The organism is Trichocoleus sp. FACHB-591, from assembly GCF_014695845.1.
Classification (GTDB): Bacteria; Cyanobacteriota; Cyanobacteriia; order FACHB-46; family FACHB-46; genus Trichocoleus.
Window position 1 is genome coordinate 67,265 of record NZ_JACJPA010000083.1, and the last position, 21,044, is coordinate 88,308.

Consider the following 21,044-nt stretch of genomic DNA (forward strand, 5'->3'; position numbering starts at 1 on the left):
CTCCAGCCCAATGTTTTTATACTGAAGCGATTCCCATCGTTTCGAGTTAAACGAGGAGGCTCCGAAATGGTTCACACTTACGAAGTATGGGTTGACATCAAAGAATGTGCTGAGCAGCTATGCACGACCTTTAACCACGGCACAACCCGATACGAAATCGATGCTGAGTCAATGCAAAAAGCGGGTGGCATCGCCTGCGACCAGGCTAGAAGTGACTACCCACAAGGCGCTGAGTACGACGCAAGAGTTACCAGGCTGCTGAGATAGACACGCGTCACATGGCAACAATGACTGTAGGGGCGGGTTTTGCACCTGCCCCCTGAATGCATCAGGGCAAGCCAAGATGAGGGCAACTACAAAGCTCGCCCCTACGAAGGTTTAATTCCTTTAAAGCGCTCTTGAGCTGACTTGAAAGCTTCTTGCATCACCGTCTGAATTTTTTGGGGATCAGGCTTTTTGCCACCCATTAAGTCGCCGAAATAAACACAAGCTCCTTCACCCAAAGCCCAGGTATAAGCTGCTGCCCAAGATGCAGCGATCACACTGCCGAAGCCAGGAATAAACTTGACCAGTTCTCGTCCGATCGCCTGCGCCACAAAACCACCTGCGATCGCACTGACGACACCACCTGCTTGAGACGGAGTGAGGGTTTGGCCGTAAAGTTTACCCAGTAAACCCACCAGCGACACCTGCAAAGCGGTGAGGACAGGCATGGTAGCAAATGGCAAGGGTACAGCGGCGAGAGTCGCAGCACTGATGGAGAAGGCCAATAGATAGCGACGGCTAACATCTCGGTAAAGATTACCAATTTTCTCACCAGCACCTTGCTCTAGCAGTTGATGAATTGCTTGCGCTTCTGCTTCTGGGAGTAAGTCAGCTAAGGCATCGCGAAAGGCTTCTAAGCCATAAAAGACCGGATGATAGTCATCTTCTTCGAGTGTGAAGTCGATTAAGACAGCGCGATCGCATAACTCTCCAAAAGCGTTCTGCAAAGCGCTAAAGGCGCGGTTTACTTCTGTATAGTCGGGGGGATACGCCGGATGATCAGCGGTGCCAGAGGGATATAGCTCATGTAAGCAAGTCACTGCCAGCAGGCAGGGGATTTCGGGATAGCGTTGCCGCAGTTGTTGAGCAATTTGGCGCAACGTATCGGTAGCAAAGTCGTTAATTTTGACAGTGAGAATTAACACTCTGGCACATTGGCTTTGCTGCTGTAGATCCCCAATGAGTTCCTGAATGACTAGCTGCGTCTCCCGGTTCACGTCACCTAGCCCAACCGTATCGGTAAAAATCAGCAACGGTAAATCGTTGGAAGGGTAGGCATAGCGCTCCGTATGCTGGGTGTGAGGCCGAAAACCCTGACCCACGATCTCCGCTGAAACTCCTGTCAAGCCTCGGACAATGGAACTCTTGCCAGATTGGGGTTTGCCAATCAGCAGCGCTTCCGTAGTAGGCAACTCGGCCCGCACTTTCTCTAAAATTTCGGCAACCTGCTCTTCGCTGACGTTGAACCAGCCTGATGTCAGTTGAGCAACCTGCTCCATTGGCAGAAGTTTGGTGAGGCGAGTTGTGGCATTGCTCCAAACCCCCGAAATACGCTGCTTCCAAGCTTCTTTGCCCGCTTCCGGGGTCATGCCTGGAGTTGGTGGATGAGCGGATTGAGAATCTGCGTCAGGGGGTTGGGTCATGGCATCAACACAGCAACGAGGGGCAACTTGACTGAAGTGGGAGAGAGCTTCAGGGAGTAGATTCTTAAGATTGTTAAACTTAGGAGCTACCTATAGCCATTTTAGCGAAGTCTACGCCAAGCCCTGTAGACCAAGGATTGAGTTCAAGGATTGAGTGGCAATAGCGGCGATCGCGCAATCGCTTAAGCTATCAGAACAGGGTTGAAGCAGAGATATGGTGGAACTGTCCCCTTGAGTTGATCTTCAATGAAATTATGAAACTCAAAGTTATTCGCAATACTACTTTTAAGCAATCCACAGATGATTCTGCCAAGTTGCCTGAATCAGACAAAGTCCAGGTCGAAGCAGGTAAAGTATTTGAAGTTCATTCGTGGAAAGCAGTAGGTAAAAATCATCTCAAGGTGGCACTCCTCAAAGATGTTCTAGGAACACCGCCGCAAAATACTTGGTATGTTTATACACCCCATACTCAACTAATCAATAATCAAAACAAAGTGACGACGGCCGCTCCCCCAGGACCGAAGATTTCACTGCCGCTCCCGACTCGCCGTCTACCAGAACGCAAAACGCTGAATATTCCCCACAAAAGCCAGTTAGATAATGCCTTAAATCCTACTGGTGCTTGTAATGTCACCTCCTACGCGATGGTGATGGCATACCTGCAAATTAAGGGACGAACCGGAGTGGGACAGCTAGAGGATGAACTGTATCGCTACATGGAGCGAAATGGTTTGTCCCGTTGGGAGCCGCTGGATTTAGCAAAAATGGGTCGAGCTTATGGATTAAAGGTAGATTTCACAACTCAAGCGCGGCTGTCGGATATCCGTAAAGCGATCGCGGAAGGGAGACCCTGTATTATTCATGGCTACTTCACGAGCTTCGGTCACATTATGGTGGTTCGTGGTTATGATGCCAACGGTTTCTATGTCAATGATCCTTATGGGGAGTGGTTTGCGTCAGGCTACAGAAACGATTTATCTGGGGAAAACCTCCATTATTCTAATCAGTTGATCCAAAGCAAGTGTTCGCCAGAAGGACCTAACTTTATTTGGCTCCATCGTCTTGCGAAAGCTTGAGGCGTTCTGCAACATCCAAAAAAGCTAAAAAAGCGATCGCCTGTGCTTAAATCAGGCGATCGCGTGAAGTTAGTTGAGTGTTTCGGTCAAGCGCTGGTTAGAGTTAGAGCATTTAGGCAGATTGGAGAGCTAAAGTGGGGTAATCGATATAGCCCCGCTCATCTCCTCCGTAGAAAGTAGAGCGATCTGCAGGATTGAGCGGAGCATTGAGAGCAAAGCGTTCTGGCAGATCTGGATTGGCAATAAAGTGTCTGCCATAAGCGACCAAATCTGCTTCTCCGTTGGCTAATGCCGCATTGCCACTCTCGCGATCGTAGCCCCCCGCAGCAATCAGCGTGCCTTTGAAGATCGAGCGGAAGTAGCCTGTGGTCAAGCGAGATGCGGGTGTGTCAGCAGTAAAGTTCTCATCAGCTCTGGGTTCCACAATATGTAGATAAGCCAAATTGAACTGGTTTAACGCTTGAGCCGCATAGCTAAACGTTGCCACAGGATCAGAGTCAGACATGCTGTTGAAGGAACCGCTGGGAGAGAGACGAACTCCAACGCAATTCCCGTTCCGGGAGGCTTCGCCAACGCCGCCCCATACACTCGTTACTGCTGCTGTGACTTCTAGCAGGAACCTAGCTCGGTTTTCAATCGAGCCACCATATTCGTCTGTGCGATGGTTGGTACCATCTCGCAAAAACTGATCGATTAGATAACCATTGGCCGCGTGGATTTCTACGCCATCAAACCCAGCCTCTAGAGCATTTTGCGCTCCTTGGCGATATTGCTCTACGATCCCAGGAATCTCATGAGTTTCTAGAGCGCGGGGCGTGACAAAGGGCTGCATCCCTTCGTAGGTAGAAGCTTGTCCTGTAGGGGCGATCGCGGAAGGAGCTACAGGCAACGCTCCATCAGGTTGCAAAGAAGGATGGGAGATTCGTCCCACGTGCCAAAGTTGCAGAAAGATCCGACCTCCCTTGGCATGCACAGCATCGGTGATGAGCCGCCATCCTGCCACCTGTTCTGGTGAGTAAATCCCAGGAGTACTGGGATATCCCAAACCCTGCGGTGACACTTGGCTGGCTTCACTGATGATCAAACCTGCCGAAGCTCGCTGAGCGTAGTAAGTCGCGATTAAGGCTCCAGGTACATATCCTGCGCTCGCCCGATTGCGAGTTAGCGGAGCCATTACTAAGCGATTCGGCAATTCGTACGGACCGAGCTTTACCGGAGAGAGCAGATCAACATTGGCACTCATGAACAAAATCTCCCTGAGATTCCTGAAAATCAACGAAGTTAGGCAGCGGAATGAGAAGCGCGATCGCGGTGTAACAGGGCGTTGAGCTTATCTGCCAAGACTTGCATACGCACCACTCCACTCACTTGGTCAACGGCATGACCATCTTGGAAGAAAATGAGAGTAGGGATAGCGCTGATGTTGTATTGCGTGGCAAGTTGCTCGTAGTCATCCACATTGAGCTTGGCTACCTTTGCCTGCCCCTCAAACTCTGCGGCTAATTCTTCCACAATGGGGCTGAGCATTCGGCAAGGCCCACACCAGGGAGCCCAAAAATCTACTAACACGGGCATGGAACTAGCCAGCACTTCGCTGTCAAAGTTTTCGTCGGTCAGCTTGATGGATTGATAATGATCTGACATGGCGTTACGCCTCCAGTTGGTTGTTGCAGTTCAAGTAGTTAAACAACCATTTAACTAAATAGTAAACAACCTATTCTCGATCGTCAAGTACTTGTTTAAGTATTTAAGTAAAAGCTTTTACGCCTTAAGATAGAAGTAGAATCATTAGCCATAAAAAGGGGTTCTACCCTTGCGATCGCCCCATGCTCGACTCCAACCTTGATTCATCTCGCAGCGCTGCCCCGCTCCTAAAACTAGACTCAGAACAACGGGCTAAAATCTTTGCAGCTCTTGGCGATCCCACCCGTCTACGAATTGTGGATTTGTTAGCTCAGTCCGTAGAAATGAGCGGCTCCGAACTCGCCAACCATCTAGAAATTAGCCTGGCCTTATTCTGCCATCACTCCAAAACCTTGGTTGACTGCGGCCTAGTCCAAGTCAGAAAAGAGGGACAAACCAAATACAGCTCGCTTAATCGCTGCCTACTCGCCCACTGTTTAGCCAGCATCAAAGGACTGCCTAACGCCAATAGTTCTAATTAAATCTAATTAAAAGATTTCTTAGCGCAATTTTTAATTGGCTGAACTACAGTATTTCCGTAGCAGCAAGTTTTGTGCCTACTCACCCAAGCAGTCCAAGCAATCTTATTTAGCTCGCTTCAGAGAAAATCTCCAGAAGCGGCAAGACGGCCTAGAATGCTTAAGGAAGCTTAGAAGATGCATGAATGGAGACGACACGCACGTTTGCGATTCTTGCTCCTGTCCCGGAAATTCACCTGCCTTCGGGACTAGAAGCGATCGCTGCTCAACTCAACTTAGATGAAGTCACAAACGAAGGGTTGCCCAAGGTGGCTTTTGGTAGTATGGCCTTTGAAGTCATTCGGAAAGCGGATGAGCTTCGCAAAGAACGCGCGGTCGAAGTGTTAATTTACGCTTCTGAGGCTCAAGGAGATCAGCCATTAAATCCTGAAGTTTGGTGGCGGGCCCGTTACATTGGGCATGTGCCTTCTCGCAATGGCCGTTACCCAGGCAAATCGATGTTTCGTCCCCAATCTACTGCTGGAGCGAGACCGACTTGGGCGATTTACTGGGAAGTGCAAGAATTAGAGAAACTGAAAGCTCCCATCGCGATCGCCTCTTTGCAGGGGTTGGGTCAAAAGGCACCTCTGAAAGGGCGCTTTGTCCCTGAAGATCCTGTTTTAATTGAGTATCCTTTTGCTGCTTTTGTCGCTATCTCTCGTCAAGCTGCTGCCGATCGCAAGTAGAATCAAGCGATCGCTTTTAGCGAATGGTAAACCTAGGCTTAGGTAGCCATTCGCTAAACTTTGGGTATAACTACATCCTCAATTTCACCCGCTGCCATCTGCTAGTCAGACGGCTGATAAATGCTCCCACGCTTCCCGCGTCAGTTGCCATTCAGTTTGACTCCATCCCCGCGCAGTCATCCAACCAGGGCTAGGACGTGGGCCAACTTCAACAAACCCATACCGTTGGGCTAAACGGGTGACTCGCAAGTTTGCACTCACAGAAACACCCCAAATCTCTTTTAATCCCAAATCACGGAAGCCAAACTGAATCAAGGCTTGGGCAATCTCGATTGCGTAGGCATAACGTCCCCAAAACTGGGGAGCTAACTCAATCCCTAGTTCTGCTTGATCAGCACCATAACCTTCACGTCGCAGTCCACCGCAGCCAATCAGCTCATGCAATTTTCGGCGATCGCGGATGGCAAGCTGATAGTTGCGACGGGGAGATTCGGCTGCCCACTGACTGAACAGGTGGAGCAATTCACGGGTTCGGTTGGGTGTCACCTCTTCGGGCGCACAGAATTCGGCATATCTTGGATCGGCATGATAAGCCATAAAAGCAGGCTCATCCTCCTGGATAAAGTCTCGTAGTAGAAATCTTTTAGTGACGATCTCCATCGTTTTTCTTCTACCGTAGCCCGAGGGCGATCGCGAACAGAATTCTGAACTTCAGCCGTTACTTGACTTCCTAGTTATCTCACTCGCCCCACCACAAACTTGAGATAGCGTCCTTCGGGGAAATGAGCAGGAACCGGATGATCGAGGGGTTGACCCGCTTCATGGATGATTTGCACGCGTCGCCCTGCTGAAGCTCCTGCTGCCGCGATCGCTTCCTTAAATGCCTCTGGGCTAACTTGGCTCGTACAACTTCCGCTGACCAATAAACCACTAGGAGCCACACAGCGCAGAGCGAACGCATTGAGTTTGACATAAGCTCTTTGGGCAGCATGACGATTTTGCTTACTCTTGGCAAAACTGGGCGGGTCAAGAATCACCAAATCAAAAAAGCGCTTTTGTTCTGCGTAGCTATTGAGCAGATTGAAACAATCTTGCGTGACAAAGGTGTGGCGATCGGGGTCTAAACCATTGAGCGCAATATTGGTATCTGCCGCTTCCGCCAACCCCTTGCCAATGTCTACGCTGGTAACGTGTTGGGCTTTGCCGCGCAGGGCATATAACGAGAAGGCTCCGGTGTAAGCGAAGCAGTTCAGCACCTCACGTCCTTGGCTCAAGTCTTGGACAAAGCGGCGGTTTTCGCGATGGTCTAAAAATAGTCCCGTCTTTTGCCCAGAATATAAATTTACCTGAAACGATAGCCCGTGCTCTTTCACCACCAAATCATCCGGTGCAGCTTGGCCCCACAGCCGTTCTATCTTGCTATCAGGTTTATTATCAGTCGCTTCATCAGAGGCTCTATGTTGAGTGCGGAGGAAAATGCCTTGTAGCGGTTTGGCAGCTTTGAGCGCATCCACTAGCCAATCGAGCAGCACAGCCGCTCCTTCCATGTAAGTTTGCACTACGGCAAAGTCGTTGTAGAGATCCACTGTGATCCCTGGCAGGCCATCTCCTTCCCCAAACAACCACCGATACGCCGTACAACCTTTGTCTCGGAGGGGAGAGCGTAAGTCCCAGGCTGCCTGTACTTGTTCCCGGAGCCATCGTGGATCTGGAACTTGCTCTTCTGAAAAAATCCGAATCGCGATCGGGCCATTGGTATCCCACAGACCATAGCCTGTCCAGTTGCCACAACGCGCGCGCACCCAAGTTCCAGAGGGGAAGTGCAGATTCGACGGGACATGGTTACGGTAAACCCAAGGATGCCCTTGGAGGAGCCGCTCTTTGAGCGCAGTGGGAAGTTGAATGTGGGGCAGCTTTGCCATGATCTCAGTTAAACAGCCGTTTCTTGTCGCTGCGCCTAAAATAGTCCTTTTCAACTATACAGGTGCGATCGCTCAAGTATCGATTCTGGATCTAGTGTTGGAGCGATCGCCCGGTTGCGTTAGCAGTATTGACCAACCGCTGATAGATTAGGTCTGGAATTTGTAGGGTAAGGGTGGCAGCCATAGGGTTTGTATAACCTCTTTAGCTATTCTACATCTGGCATGTGGCGAAGGAAGTAGAAGCCATTCGCGATCGCTGAGGTTGACGGAAGTGCGACAGAAGTGCCTAGAAAAACAGTGTGCCGAATTGAAGGAACATCCAGTAGTATGGCGTAAAAATGTTGACCTGTATCAAGTTAAGCTCATACAAGCTACTGTACGCTCTAAACAGGTGGAACGAAAAAGCGGTAAATGAGTAGTTGGTTTTAAATCGTTTTAGTAGTTACAAATAATTCTTGAATTGTATGAGCAAAAAAGACAGGAGAACAATTGTACAAGCGATAAAAGAGGTGATGACAAAGCACGCCCATCCAATGTTTCCTGAGGAGATTTATGAAGCAATTCTACGGGATAAGCTATATACCTTCGGAGCCGTAGATCCTTTGCACATTGTCAAAGGACAGATCAGAAAACATTGCAAAGGACTTGAGCAAAAAAACTCCTATTCAAAAACAAAGTACTTCTTCATAAACGATGAGGGTAAATATTTCTACTTGTCGGAACCTGAGTTTATTGGAGAGGAACTAGATTCTAATGCCGAAAAAAATCAGAATGAGAACGTCCAAACTACTGGAACCACATTCTATCCAACAGTTAAATCCATTAAAGAATGGTTCTTGTCGGAATATGAGCCTCTTTATGATCGCAGTTTCAGTAGTTTTGAAGACAACGAATATATAGCAGATTTTGATGGCCCTTTCTTAGCACTTGATGTCATAAAGAATAAATTTTGGGGCTTTGTATCTCCCAACGTCATATCAAAGGCCGTGGAGTTATTGGAAGATGAGTTTGAATGTTTTGAGTGGTCAAAAATCCCTAAAGATAGAGATATTAATAGCTATTACTTAGAAAATTTAAGTACGGATTTTTATAAAGAATTTACGACTTCTATAAGTCACATTATTAAACTTAGCCGCTCAACTGACGGTCCTTACACACTCAAAAGCGAATTGGAAGAACCATTAAACAGAATGCTTTATGCAAATATCATCACTGCCATGGAGAGCTATCTCTCTGACGCTTTTATCAAAATTGTACTTTCAAAAGAAGAAAGATTAAGAAGATTTGTAGAAACAACTAAAGAGTTTCAAAATCAAAAGATAAGCTTAAGCGATATTTTTATAAAGATGGATGGTTTGAAGGGTGAGGTCACTGATTACCTAACCGCATTATCTTTTCATAATTTACCCAAAGTAGAAGCTTTGTATAAAGCAAGCCTAGGTGTAGAGTTTCCCAAAGACTCAACCAAAAGAATAAACAAAGCAATAGCAATTCGTCATGATATCGTTCATAGAAATGGGAAAAATAATAATGATGGGAATCATCGTAAAATTGGTCATGATGATATTAAGTCTTTGGCTGCCGAAGTCAAACGTTTTTTAAGAGAAGTAGACAAGCAGCTTCGCACTTATTACTCCAAAGATGATTCGCAGCCTGGCACTTAATGATTCAAATGATCAGTTTTGGCAAGTAGCAATTAAGAGGTCAAGTTATTGAGCTTGAAGCAATCATAAGCCTTGACAAAACTAATTAACTTAGTTGATCAATCCATTTCTAAATGCCTTTTCTTATAAGGGTACTCCCATTTATAAAATCCCCGAATCTCTGCCCATGCTGAGAGCTGTAACAAATGTGGATGGGGATTGCCCCTATAGTAGTACAGCGCATCAAACAGCACCTGCTGTTCTAAAACCCATTCCATAAGGCAATCGCCGGAATATAGCCCTACGCATAAATTCTAGGACATTGATAGCAAGTACCATTTTCACGAGCGATCGCTTGACGAATTTCTTTGAGATCTGCGTCCGATAAGGTTACGTTGATGTCTTGGTAAGGCATAGAAAACTCTTAAGAATAAACAGTAGCAAAATAGCCATAGGCCGAATTCGTGGCTGTATTATTCCCGGAGCGCTAGAAACGCTAACGATCAAGCTGTGGCTACCTGCAACACAATTTTGCCGCGTGTATGCCCACCTTCGCTTAGCTTGTGCGCTACAACTGCTTGGCTCAGAGGTAGCACTGTTTCAACGATCGGCTTCACCTGCCCCGAATCAATCAGTTGTGCTATTTCGGTTAGCCAATCAGCTCTGGGCTGAATGAAAACATAAGCACTCCGACACTGGTGAGCCGCAGCTTTTTCTTCAGGTGGGGGAGAAACGACCGAAACTAGGATGCCGCCTGGCTTGACTACCTGCCAAGAACGCTCTTGCACCTCACCCCCAACCGTGTCGAACACGACATCTACAGGTTCGACAACATCCTCAAACTGAGTGGTTTGGTAATCAATGATTTCATCCGCTCCCAACTGGAACAAAAAGTCTTGATTCCGAGCCGAAGCAGTGCCAATCACATGTGCCCCTTTCCAGCGAGCAAACTGAACTGCATAGCTGCCAACTCCACCTGCCGCTGCGTGAATTAAAACTCGCTGTCCAGCGCTTAATCCAGCCGATTCAAACAGACAGTGCCAGGCTGTAATTCCAGCCAGAGGCACAGCCGCTGCATGAATGTGCTCAACAGTTTTGGGTTTGAAAGCAACCTCCGAGGCTTTAACCGCAATGTACTCTGCGTAAGCGCCATCTCGTTTGATATCAGGGCGAGAGTAGACTTCATCGCCTGGTTTGAAGGTGGTCACGTTCTCGGCAACTGCTTCTACAACCCCAGAGACATCCCAACCCAAAGTTAAGGGCAAGTCATAATCGATAAAACCTTGCAGATACCCTTCGCGAACCTTCCAATCTACCGGATTGATAGCAGCAGCATGAACCCGAATCAGTACATCATCCTCGGCGATCGCAGGCACCGAGACATCCTCATAGGTCAAAACCTCTGGACCACCATAAGCGTAAATTCGGACTGCTTTCATGCTTGTCATCACTTTCCGCAGATATTTTTTTGAGTGTAAGCGAGCCTGGTGTTGTGGTGCGATCGCCTACCGCAATCTCCCTGACCTTAGGATACTAACAACGAGCCAAAGCCCTAGAAAACTGGCAACGACGAATAAGCCAATGCTGAGTTGAGAAAGGCTACCTGTGGGGGCATTGGAGGAGATGATCGCTGCCCCAATCGTCAAGCAACCCACAAGGATACTAAAAGAGAGACGGTTGGCGGAGTCGTCCATGCTGCGACGCAGAGGGTCGAGATCACGGATAGTCAGATTCCACTTTAGGGTTTCGGAAGTGACGCGATCGAGCAGCAGTTCAATTTGGCGCGGAGATTGCAGGGAGAGGCTTTTGATATCTAGAGCGGTGCGGAGTAAAGCTTGCAGGGGTTGATCGCCAATTAACTGTCGTCGAAACAGATCAGTAATTAGCGGTTTAATTTGTTCTAGCAAATTGATTTCTGGATCAAATTGCCTAGCGACTCCTTCCAAATTGGCGAGCGCTTTGGCATACAGTCCTAGGTTGCTAGGGAAACGAACTTTATTGTTACGGGCGGTTTGCAGAATCTCGTAGAACACTTGACTGAAGTTGATTTCTGAGAGATTGACATTGGCATACTTCCGCAACATGCGATCGTAGTCGGTTTCCAAGCGGGCCATATTCACTCCGCTCTGTCCGGAAGTCCCTAGTTGGATGGTGAGTTGCACACACCGCTGGGAATCCATATCCGAAATCGCCAAGATCATCTCGGTCAAAATCTGCTGGGTGCGTGGATCTAATCGTCCCATCATGCCGCAGTCTAAAATCGCGACTCGGCCATCTTTGAGATAAAACAGATTTCCGGGGTGAGGATCAGCGTGAAAGAAGCCATCAATGTAGAGTTGCTGGAAGAATACGCGAAACAACAAAACCGTAATTTGTCGTCGTTCTTCTTCAGGAATGATCGTATCCGCGCTGGGGCGAATCTCGGCAGACAGCAACGGTACACCATCCAACCACTGCATCACCAGTAGCTTCTCTGTGGTTAAGTCCCAGTTGATTTCTGGAATCACGAGGCGCGCAGGATCAAACCAGCGGCTCTTAGAGAGATTGCGGCGCAGTTGGTCGGTGTAGCTGGCTTCCTGGCAAAAATCTAATTCTGCTTGCAGCGCATTGGTAAATTCTTCGGCGATCGCCACAATGTCGTACTCTTTACCTAACTCGGTACGAGCGGCCAAATCTGCCATGCCCCGAATCAAGGCAATATCTTGCCTAATCACCGCTTCCAAACCAGGACGCTGGACTTTGAGAGCCACTTCCCGACCATCGATCAACGTCGCATGATGGGTTTGGGCGATCGAACCCGCAGCGACGGGGACTGCATCAATGGTGGCAAACACTTCATCTAGCGGCCTGCGGATGGCTTGCCGAATCACCATCTCAATCGCGGGCCAAGCAACGGGAGGCACTTCGTCTTGCAGGGTAGAGAGTTCCTCAATGTACTCAGCGGGAAGCAAGTCAGGGCGAGTGCTGAGGAGCTGACCAAGCTTGACATAAACAGGGCCTAAATCTACCAAAATATTCCGCAGGACGGCAGGAGGTGGCAATTTTGGCTCATCCGCCTTGCCTCCGGTCAGCAAGCGCCGCATGAAGTCCCAGCCGTTGCGGAGGACTACTTCAATAATTTCTCGCTGACGGGAGCTGGTTTGCGCTAAAAACACGGGACTTCCTAGGGGGTGAGGTCAGGGGGCATGAGTCAGTGAGCCGCGATCGCTCATAGCCAGAGCTAGAAACCCTATCCACTGGCACTGCTGCGTTCACTGACTCTCTTCTAACGCCTAACGCCTCAGTTCGCCAAGTCCCCCAAGGGAGAGATTCCAGCAGGCAAGGTCTAAAGTAGATGTTCTAGAGTAGGTGTTCTAGATCGGGGCGATCGCGTAGCTGACCAAGGGCTTGCTTAATTTCCTGGGTGCGGTCTTTTTTGACAATTAAGGTGACGTTGCCATCTCGCACCACCACCACATCTTCCAGACCAATCGTGACGATCACATCCTCAGTATTGCTGGCGTAAAGAATGGCTCCCTGGGTGTCCAAGCCCACATGGGTCGCCAACTCGACGTTAGCTTTATCTCCTTTGAGCAAGCGCTCGATCGCCGTCCAATCTCCTAAATCATCCCAACCAAATCCAACAGGTAAAACATAAGCCTTTTGGGTCTTCTCCATCAGCGCATAGTCAATGCTCTTCTTGGGCAACTGAGGATAAGCGCTGGGGCCTTGTTGTTCTAGCAGGTGCATCAGCTCTGGGGCATGCACTCGGAGTTCATTTAGGGTCACTCCTGCCCGGAAGACAAACATGCCGCTGTTCCAACTGAAGCGACCACTGGCGAGAAATGTTTCTGCGGTTTCGCGATCGGGCTTTTCCGTAAAGCGATCGACTCGGTAAGCGGGAAAGCCTGCATAGCTGCCAGCGGGTTCTCCCTGCTCAATGTAGCCGTACCCGGTGGAAGGAGCATTGGGTTTAATCCCTAAAGTCACGATCGCATCTTGTTGCGTTGCGAGTTCCGTAGCCGCGCTCAGCGTTTGCTCAAACGTAGCTTGATCATCAATCCAGTGATCAGCCGGAAAGAAGCCCACTACGGCATCTTCTCCATAGCGCCGAGCGATTTCCAAAGTGCTCCAAGCCACCGCCGGGGCAGTATCGCGACCTTCCGACTCTACCAACAAGTTTTCAGGGGGGAGATCGGGAAGTTGTTCCTTCACCCCATCAGCTAAGTGGGAAGCAGTAACCACCCAGAGATTTTCCCAACCTCCAGCTAAAGGCAACAAGCGATCGGCTGTGGCTTGCAACAGGCTTTTACCACTGCCATCTAAACTCAGAAATTGCTTGGGTCGTAGCTTGCGGCTTAGGGGCCAGAAGCGTTCACCTTTGCCACCAGCCAGAATCACGGGGATGAGGGAATTGCTCATTGCTTAGATTAGTTTCTGGATTAACAGTCTACGTTTCACCGCAAAGCTGACAACGAAGAAATGAGAGTGCCGCTATCAGAATGAGTGATACTGCCAACATAGTCTAAGTTGTGAAACAGAACTAGGGATAAACTCTATTGATCGCAAAATTCTTCAATTCCTCACAATTGGGCTTGGAGCGGCAGGGTGACGATAAAGTTAGTGCCTACACCCAGCTCACTGGTAGCTGTAATGATGCCACCTTGCAACTCCGTGAATTTTTTGGCGATCGCTAAACCTAGACCTGTCCCTGGAATCCGATCCACATTACTGGCACGATGAAAAGGTTCAAACAAGTGGGGTAAATCTTCAGGAGGGATACCTATTCCTTGATCTTGAACTTGGATGATGGCGACATCACGCTTTTGCTGCAACTCAAACTGAATCTTGGTGTTTGCAGGCGAGTATTTGATGGCATTGGCGAGCAAGTTGCTCAGGACATGGCGCAATATCTCCTCATCTATCTCCGCATCTGAGCCATCTCCCTCATAACTAAAAACAATTTGATGCTCCTTGCCACTGGTTAGTTGAAACTCCGTGATTAGTTCTTGACAAAAGGCGCTCAAATCTAGAGGGACAGGTGCGAATTGAAACTTACCAGATTCAGCCTTGCCGATGACTAAAACATCATCCACTAAATGCCCTAGGCGTTTCGTCGCGTTCAGAATTCGTTGAAAACATTCTTTCTGCTTATTGACCTCAAAAGCCTGAGAATGATCTCGCATCAGTTGGGCGGTCATTTGAATGGCGGTGAGGGGGCTACGAAATTCATGAGACATCATGGAATAGAACCGAGAGCGTAATTCACTAAGTTCTTTCTCCGTTTCCAGCGCTTTTCGCATCTCCTCAGCTTGTCTGCGTTCGGTGCTGTCTCGCGCATTCACAATAATCCGAGTCGTGCCGCTGGGCTCAACAAAATGTTTACCACTGGCTTCTAACAGCCGCCAAGAGCCATCTTGATGGTGGCAGCGAAATTCCGCCGTTGCAGTCACTCCAGGCTGAGCAATCACATTTTGAAAGGTCTGCCGCACATGAGAGATATCTTCCGGATGCAGGTATTTGAAAATATTGGTGGCGGCGATCGCCTCTGATTCATAGCCAAACAAGGTTTTACTGGAAGGACTAGTGTATTGAATCGTGCCATCAATCGCTAAAACCACGATCAGATCGAGGGCATTTTCAATCAGTGACCGAAAGCGTTCTTCATTTTCTCGCAAAGCTTTCTGGGCGGCTCGCCGCGCTTGGCGCTCTTGGGCTTCCCGCAGTTCTCGCGCGATCGCAGGCACTAGCCGCACCAAATTTCCTTTAATCAAATAATCATGTGCCCCCGCTTTCATGGCAGCCACCGCAATATCCTCACCAATGGTGCCGGAGACAATAATGAAGGGGATATCCAAGTCTCTGCTTTGCAACAAAGCTAAAGCCGCCGGAGCACTGAACTGGGGCATAGAGTAGTCGCAAATAATCACATCCCAAGGGGCTCGATCCAGAGCGGCCTGCATCGCCTTCGCAGTATCTACCCGCTCGTAAATGGGGTCGTAACCCTGTTGCTCCAATTCCAACACCAACAACTCTGTGTCATCTTCAGAATCCTCCACAATCAAAGCTCGCAAGATCTGACCCATGATGTGCTCCCGTCAGATTAAAGTTCTCGGATTTGCGGCGTTTCATTGATCAGTAACCAATAAACACCCAGTTGGCGAATCGCCTCCATAAATTGATTAAAGTCCACGGGTTTTCGGATGTAACTGTTGCACCCTAAGCTGTAACTGTTAATCAAGTCTTGCTCCTCTTTCGAGGTCGTCAAGATAATGATGGGCAAAACTTTGGTACGAGCCTCACTGCGAAGACGGCGCAACACTTCCAAACCATCGATTTTAGGCAGCTTCAAGTCCAGCAAAACTAAGGATGGCATGGGATACAGATGGCGATCGCTGTAGATTCCCTGACCCAATAAGTAATCTAGCGCTTCGGCTCCATCCCGCTTGACAATGACTTCGTTGGCAATCTGGCAATCTTCAAATGCCAATAAAGTTAACTCTTCATCGTCTGGATTGTCTTCTACAAGTAATATTCTTTTTTTGAGCATGGCAGTCGTTTTAGATGGCTCTGTAGATCTCAAAGGGAGGTGCGATCGCTTTCTGGGACCAGCGTAAAGTAAAAGCAAGCTCCCTGCTCTACGGCTCCCTCGGCCCACACCTTGCCTCCATGTCGGTGAATAATTCGCTGCACAGTGGCTAAGCCAATGCCAGTGCCAGGAAATTCGGTCATGGCATGCAATCGCTGGAAAGCTCCAAACAACTTGTGAGCATACTCCATATCAAAACCAGTGCCATCGTCCCGCACGAAGTAAACAGGTGTAATTCCTTCTAATGGTAAGGCTCCAAACTCAATCCAGGCTTGAGAATGTTTGGAAGTAAACTTCCAGGCGTTTCTGAGTAAGTTGTCGAGCACAATCGTTAGCAGTTGAGTGTCACCATAGGCCATTAGGTCAGGGGCGATCGCAAATTCGACTTGCCGCTCTGGTTGGCCCTGCTGGATCTCGGTAGCAATAGATTGGGCGATCGCGCTTAAGTCTACGGGTTGCCAACTCATTTCGCTGCGCGTGACTCGCGACAGATTCAGCAAATCATCAATCAGTTGTCCCATCCGCTGAGTGCCTGCCCGGACTCGTTGCAAATAATGTTGACCTTTAGCATCTAGCTGCTCCGCATGGCGCTCTAGCAACGTTTGGCTAAAGCCATCAATACTCCGCAAGGGAGCCCGTAAGTCGTGCGACACCGAGTAAGCAAAGGCTTCCAGCTCTTGGTTAATGGCTGCCAGTTGGGTGGTGCGCTCCATCACCCGTTGCTCAAGTTCCTGATTGAGTGCTTTGATTTCTTGCTCTGCCCGCTTGCGATCGGTAATGTCGTGAGTCACCTTAGAGAAGCCCCGTAGTTGGCCAGTGCGGTCATGCAGGGCGGTGAGGATGACGTGAGCCCAAAACTGTGACCCATCTTGGCGCATGCGCCACCCTTCTTCTTCAAAACGGCCTGTTGTAGTAGCAAGCTGTATTTCTTGCTGGGCCTTAGCGTGCGAGTTGCTGGCATCCGGGTAAAAGCGAGACAGTGATTGACCAATGATGTCCGGGGCTTGGTAACCCAGAATTCGCTCTGCACCACTGTTCCAACTGGCGACTTGACCATCAGCACTCAGCATCACAATGGCGTAGTCTTGCACACCTTCTACAAGCAAACGAAAGCGCTCTTTACTTTCCCACAAGGCGATTTCTGCCTGTTTGCGCTCGGTGACGTCGAAGCGGATTGCCAGATATTGAAAAGGTTTACCCGCCTGGTCTAGAAACGGCACGATGGTCGTATCGACCCAGTAGTCGCTACCATCCTTAGCGCGATTCTGAATTTCCCCGTGCCACACTTTGCCACTGCTAATCGTGGCCCAAAGAACTTGAAAAAACAGCGAAGAATGATGCCCCGAATTAATAATGCGGTGGTTTTGGCCTAGCAACTCGGCTTTAGAGTATTTCGACAGCTCACAGAACTTGTCATTGACATAGTTGATGGTGCCGTGGTGGTCTGTTGTCGCGACGATCGCGGCTTTATCTAGGGCAAATTTAATATCCGATAACTCTTTGAGCGATCGCCGCAACTCTATTTCAACTCGGCTACGCTCAGCAATTTCATTTTTCAGCTGTTCGTTCAATTGCAGGAGGGTCGCGGTCCGTTCATCTACTCGTTGCTCTAGCTCGGCATTCAAGGTTCGCACACAAGCTTCTGCCTGCTTGCGCTCCGTCACTTCATTCGACAAAGCCAGGTTCACGGCTGCCAGTTGACTGGGGCTGGGTAAAGCCAGGGCTTGAGGTAGTAAGGGAAATAAGGAAGCGGCTGTGCCTACGGAAGCCAAAGCCGTGATCGCCTTGACGAGACCAGCCAGCCAATAGACTGGATGCCATAAAGTCCAGATGTCAATGATGTGGGTCGTGCCACAAGCAACAATAAACAACCCAAACATCCAAAAAATCCAGTCAAAAGGGATATCTCGGCGCTTATGCACGAAATACACCAACATGATTGGAATCGAGTAATAAGAGAGGGCGATCAGAGCATCTGAAACTAAATGCAATCCGACTAAGCCTGGTCTCCAGAGGTAGCAGTGGCCGTGAGGCATAAATCCGCTGGAAGCCAGCAACACGTTAAAAAATTCCGACATAGCATCTTTCCTAGGGGCTTGCTTCTATTCTCAACGCTTCCCTTTGGATAGGGAAAAGAACCTTGCGGAAATTCCCTGCTTGCAGTTGATGCCTGTTAAGGGACTGTATCAATCCGTACAGATCCAAGGCCAGATTCAACTCTCTCACAAGTAGCCCCCATGCTAGAGCCTCTACCACTAGACTCCCAAGTCCTGTCTCATTTTGCCCTTCCTTCCAACTCAGCTGCCATCTTAGCGGGAGAAACAGATCCGAATTTAGGGGCATCGCCTTTAGGCCACCGTCAGGCTGGGCCCGATGCCCTCAGTTTTGCACTGGAGAATTGGTCATCCCTACAGCCCATTCTTGCTGATGCGAGCAGATTTCGCAGTGAGGTGTTTAGCGCTCGTTTAGAAGCGCTGCCCTTTCCAGAAACACCAGCAACATCCAACCCAATCACCCCGCTAAGCACCTATGAGCTAGACACCTTAAGTGGTAGCTCCAACTTTAGTGGTTTCGTAGATAGCTACAATCCTCAGGATATCTACTACTTCCAGCTAGACACGACCAGCGACCTTGATCTCAGCCTTACTAACTTAGCGACTGACGCGGATCTGTACCTAGCGCAAGATACTAATCAAAATGGCGCGATCGAAACTGATGAGATTATTGCGTCGTCCATTGAGGGTGACACCACTTCAGAAGCGATCGCTCTCACAGGGCTAGAAGCTGGAGACTATGCAGTGATTGTGGAGCAGTACATTGGCGGCACGAGCTATAGCTTAAACCTCACCGCTGATGCAGCAGGCAACACGCTATTTGAAGCCAGGGATTTAGGGCTTTTAGTCGGCACGAGCAGCTATAGAGACTTTGTCGGCAACTCCGATCCTCAAGACTTCTATCGCTTCTCCTTGGAGGATACCAGCAACCTCAACTTAAGTTTGAGTGAGTTAGAGAACGATGCCGATCTCTTCCTATTCCAGGATCTTAACGACAATGGCCTGATGGACGACGCTGAAGTTTTGGCTTCCTCCTTAGCTTCAGACAGTCAGCCAGAAACAATTAATTTTGGTAGTTTAGCTGCTGGTACTTACTCAGTACTGATCGATCAATATATTGGCGACACCAACTACAACTTTAGTTTGACTGCCTCCCAACTCGTGCAAACCGTTTGGGGCTCTCTAGAAGCAGATACCTTCACACTGATACCAGGTGCGAGTCGCATGGTTTTCTCTGGCAATGGCAATCTGGAGTTTGGCACTGGCGAATATGACCTGCTGGATCTTTCCCATTTGCTGTCAACGGATGTCACCTTCAATCTAGCAACAACTACGGGTGGGGGCTTACTTTACGATCCTGGCAATGGCGATCGCCTCTTTGATGCTTTGACTTTAGGAGATGGTCGCGAAATTTTATTTGAAAGTATCGACAGCATTGCTTTCGCTGACACAACTTTCGATTTATCCGTGACCCCTAACGATCCACTCTTTAACGAACAGTGGAACCTCCATATGATGGGTGTGCACAATGCTTGGCGTTTTACCACTGGCTCAGAGGAAGTGCTAGTGGGCGTTCAGGATTCAGGTTTAGGCGTGGATGCTGACGGATTCTTACATCCAGACCTCAGGACCACAACCATTTTTTCAGACAACTACAACGATGATTCAACAGATCTATCACATGGCACAGCGGTTCAGAGCATTATTGCTGCCAATGTCAATAACGGTATAGGTATGAGCGGTATCAACTGGAATTCCAGCGTCATCAACATTGATGTGCTGGGAGGAGAAACGGGTGACTACAGCTTAGCTGAAGCGACCGCAGCCATGATTGCTGAAGCTGCGCGCCAAGGCCAACGTTTAGTCATTAACATGAGTCTGGGAGGTGGTGGCCTTGAGCCTGACTTTGAAGCACTGGTCGCGAATCACCAAGAGGATGTACTGTTTGTCATCGCTTCGGGTAATGGTGATCAGAACAGTCTTCTCTATCCCGCTCAACTCGCGGCGCGTTACAACAACGTCATCGCTGTTGGAGCTTCTTGGGGCGCAGAAGACATGTATGGCAATTCTCAAACCCCAGGCACTCGGATTTCTTATCCTGACTTTTGGGGATCTAATTATGGTGAAGGTTTAACGTTGATGGGACCGTCTGAAGTCGTTGCCACTGGTGCAACTCCAGCCGGCTCAGGCACAAACTTCGGCTACGAAACTCAATTTAACGGTACATCTGCTGCCACCCCCAATGTGGCTGGAGTGGCGTCCTTGGTTTGGAGCATCAACTCTGAGCTCACAGCAACTCAAGTCCGGGAAATTCTGTCAACCACTGCCTATGATCTAGGAGATCCTGGTTATGACGAAGAATACGGCGATGGGTTTGTTAATGCAGACGCAGCGGTGCGGCGAGCGATCGCATTAGCCTAAGCCTTGCTGATTCAGATCCCTTCCTATCTTTGTTAGACTTCCTGTCTTTAGTTGGAAAGGAAAAGAAGGGATCTATTAAAATCGCTCTCTAGCCAGCCCTTAGCAAGTGTGAGGTCTTCACCATGCAGCAAATCTGGTTTTCCCAGTGGTTGAGATTCCCTCCGGGCCAGTTTTGGTTACCACTATTAATCAGTGGGCTAGCGATCGCCTTGGTCGGTTGCAATTCGCTGGCTACAGCTCTTTATCCAACTGCTCCAACGAGTCCAACCAAGTCAACCCCAATTATTTCAACACCAATTATCTCAGTGCCGACTAGTTCAACAATTGACACCTCAGCCAAACTGACCACCATGAAGACATCCATTCCCTTTCAGGTATTGCGGGTTGGGTCCAATCCTTTGTCTCAAAGTATGACGACTCAACCCCAAGTTTTAGTATTTCAAAATCAGCAGGATTGGTTTAAGTTTTGGAACCGCAGTTCTTCGCTCGATTTAAATTTACAAAAACCAACGGCTCCCAGCGTGGATTTTTCGCGGCATCAGGTGATTGGGCTAACCTCAGGTTCTCACTCAACAGGAGGTTTTAGTATACAAATTGACCGAATAGAAAAGGTGGTAATGCCTCAGCGTAAGGAATGGGTGATTCATTATACAGAGAAGGTTCCAGGTGCAGACTGTTTTGTGACTCAACAGACAACAACCCCAACAGTTTTTATTTTGACAGCCACTTCCGATGCCCCTATTCGTATGCAGGGAAAGACTATCTCAGAGTCTTGTAATAGTTAG

At 48.8% G+C, this 21,044-nt stretch carries 19 protein-coding genes; 8 read left to right on the forward strand and 11 right to left on the reverse strand.

Going from position 1 to position 21,044, the window contains the following annotated elements; all coding sequences use genetic code 11:
• Nucleotides 1–66 precede the first annotated feature (66 nt).
• On the forward strand, nucleotides 67–267 hold the full coding sequence (locus H6F90_RS15140; RefSeq protein ID WP_190553246.1) for a hypothetical protein: 201 nt from the start codon (nucleotides 67–69) through the stop codon (nucleotides 265–267).
• Nucleotides 268–368: 101 nt separating this feature from the next.
• Here the strand turns inward: H6F90_RS15140 and H6F90_RS15145 are convergent, their stop codons facing one another.
• Nucleotides 369–1,688, reverse strand: coding sequence for a GTPase (locus tag H6F90_RS15145; RefSeq protein WP_190553247.1), 1,320 nt, complete (start codon nucleotides 1,686–1,688; stop codon nucleotides 369–371).
• A gap of 254 nt (nucleotides 1,689–1,942) precedes the next feature.
• Between H6F90_RS15145 and H6F90_RS15150 the strand changes: the two genes are divergently transcribed.
• Nucleotides 1,943–2,764 carry a C39 family peptidase gene (locus H6F90_RS15150; RefSeq protein WP_190435457.1) on the forward strand — a complete coding sequence of 274 codons (822 nt, stop codon included), beginning with the start codon at nucleotides 1,943–1,945 and terminating at the stop codon, nucleotides 2,762–2,764.
• A 112-nt stretch (nucleotides 2,765–2,876) separates the two neighbouring features.
• On the opposite strand, the gene H6F90_RS15155 is transcribed toward H6F90_RS15150, so the two are convergent.
• Both H6F90_RS15155 and trxA read right to left on the reverse strand, forming a co-directional pair.
• Entirely contained in the window at nucleotides 2,877–4,007 is a 1,131-nt protein-coding gene (locus H6F90_RS15155; protein WP_190553248.1) for an alkene reductase, read from the reverse strand.
• Between the two features lie 38 nt (nucleotides 4,008–4,045).
• Nucleotides 4,046–4,408: a thioredoxin gene (gene trxA / locus H6F90_RS15160; protein ID WP_190553249.1), complete on the reverse strand. Its 363-nt coding sequence runs from the start codon at nucleotides 4,406–4,408 to the stop codon at nucleotides 4,046–4,048.
• Between the two features lie 182 nt (nucleotides 4,409–4,590).
• On the opposite strand from trxA, the gene H6F90_RS15165 reads away from it, so the two are divergent.
• Both H6F90_RS15165 and H6F90_RS15170 read left to right on the forward strand, forming a co-directional pair.
• Nucleotides 4,591–4,929 carry a metalloregulator ArsR/SmtB family transcription factor gene (locus tag H6F90_RS15165; protein ID WP_190553250.1) on the forward strand — a complete coding sequence of 113 codons (339 nt, stop codon included), beginning with the start codon at nucleotides 4,591–4,593 and terminating at the stop codon, nucleotides 4,927–4,929.
• Nucleotides 4,930–5,111: 182 nt separating this feature from the next.
• Nucleotides 5,112–5,651 carry a hypothetical protein gene (locus tag H6F90_RS15170; RefSeq protein WP_190553251.1) on the forward strand — a complete coding sequence of 180 codons (540 nt, stop codon included), beginning with the start codon at nucleotides 5,112–5,114 and terminating at the stop codon, nucleotides 5,649–5,651.
• A 105-nt stretch (nucleotides 5,652–5,756) separates the two neighbouring features.
• Here H6F90_RS15170 and H6F90_RS15175 read toward each other — a convergent pair whose 3' ends face one another.
• Together H6F90_RS15175 and H6F90_RS15180 are read right to left on the reverse strand one after the other, a co-directional pair.
• Nucleotides 5,757–6,311 carry a GNAT family N-acetyltransferase gene (locus H6F90_RS15175; protein ID WP_190553252.1) on the reverse strand — a complete coding sequence of 185 codons (555 nt, stop codon included), beginning with the start codon at nucleotides 6,309–6,311 and terminating at the stop codon, nucleotides 5,757–5,759.
• Between the two features lie 74 nt (nucleotides 6,312–6,385).
• Nucleotides 6,386–7,573 carry a class I SAM-dependent rRNA methyltransferase gene (locus tag H6F90_RS15180; RefSeq protein WP_190553253.1) on the reverse strand — a complete coding sequence of 396 codons (1,188 nt, stop codon included), beginning with the start codon at nucleotides 7,571–7,573 and terminating at the stop codon, nucleotides 6,386–6,388.
• On the opposite strand from H6F90_RS15180, the gene H6F90_RS15185 reads away from it, so the two are divergent.
• Entirely contained in the window at nucleotides 7,572–7,724 is a 153-nt protein-coding gene (locus tag H6F90_RS15185) for a hypothetical protein (protein ID WP_190553254.1), read from the forward strand. The two genes, H6F90_RS15180 and H6F90_RS15185, sit on opposite strands and share 2 nt — an antisense overlap.
• Nucleotides 7,725–8,037: 313 nt before the next feature.
• Nucleotides 8,038–9,237: a HEPN domain-containing protein gene (locus H6F90_RS15190; RefSeq protein WP_190553255.1), complete on the forward strand. Its 1,200-nt coding sequence runs from the start codon at nucleotides 8,038–8,040 to the stop codon at nucleotides 9,235–9,237.
• 482 nt (nucleotides 9,238–9,719) lie between these two features.
• Here the strand turns inward: H6F90_RS15190 and H6F90_RS15195 are convergent, their stop codons facing one another.
• The 6 genes from H6F90_RS15195 to H6F90_RS15220 form a co-directional block, all read right to left on the reverse strand.
• Complete coding sequence (locus H6F90_RS15195; protein ID WP_199295941.1) at nucleotides 9,720–10,664, reverse strand: NADP-dependent oxidoreductase; 945 nt, start codon at nucleotides 10,662–10,664, stop codon at nucleotides 9,720–9,722.
• Between the two features lie 57 nt (nucleotides 10,665–10,721).
• Entirely contained in the window at nucleotides 10,722–12,371 is a 1,650-nt protein-coding gene (locus H6F90_RS15200; protein ID WP_190435482.1) for an AarF/ABC1/UbiB kinase family protein, read from the reverse strand.
• A 184-nt stretch (nucleotides 12,372–12,555) separates the two neighbouring features.
• Nucleotides 12,556–13,617 carry a mannose-1-phosphate guanylyltransferase gene (locus H6F90_RS15205; RefSeq protein WP_190553256.1) on the reverse strand — a complete coding sequence of 354 codons (1,062 nt, stop codon included), beginning with the start codon at nucleotides 13,615–13,617 and terminating at the stop codon, nucleotides 12,556–12,558.
• 161 nt (nucleotides 13,618–13,778) lie between these two features.
• Entirely contained in the window at nucleotides 13,779–15,281 is a 1,503-nt protein-coding gene (locus H6F90_RS15210; protein WP_190553257.1) for an ATP-binding protein, read from the reverse strand.
• A gap of 17 nt (nucleotides 15,282–15,298) precedes the next feature.
• Nucleotides 15,299–15,745 (reverse strand): response regulator, encoded by a 447-nt coding sequence (locus tag H6F90_RS15215; protein ID WP_190553258.1) that lies wholly within the window; start codon nucleotides 15,743–15,745, stop codon nucleotides 15,299–15,301.
• A 29-nt stretch (nucleotides 15,746–15,774) separates the two neighbouring features.
• A complete protein-coding gene (locus tag H6F90_RS15220) occupies nucleotides 15,775–17,862 on the reverse strand; it encodes a PAS domain-containing sensor histidine kinase (RefSeq protein ID WP_190553259.1) in 2,088 nt (695 codons plus the stop codon).
• A 159-nt stretch (nucleotides 17,863–18,021) separates the two neighbouring features.
• Here H6F90_RS15220 and H6F90_RS15225 point away from each other — a divergent pair, with 159 nt between their 5' ends.
• Entirely contained in the window at nucleotides 18,022–20,259 is a 2,238-nt protein-coding gene (locus H6F90_RS15225) for a S8 family serine peptidase (protein ID WP_190553260.1), read from the forward strand.
• A 122-nt stretch (nucleotides 20,260–20,381) separates the two neighbouring features.
• A complete protein-coding gene (locus H6F90_RS15230; protein ID WP_190553261.1) occupies nucleotides 20,382–21,044 on the forward strand; it encodes a protease complex subunit PrcB family protein in 663 nt (220 codons plus the stop codon).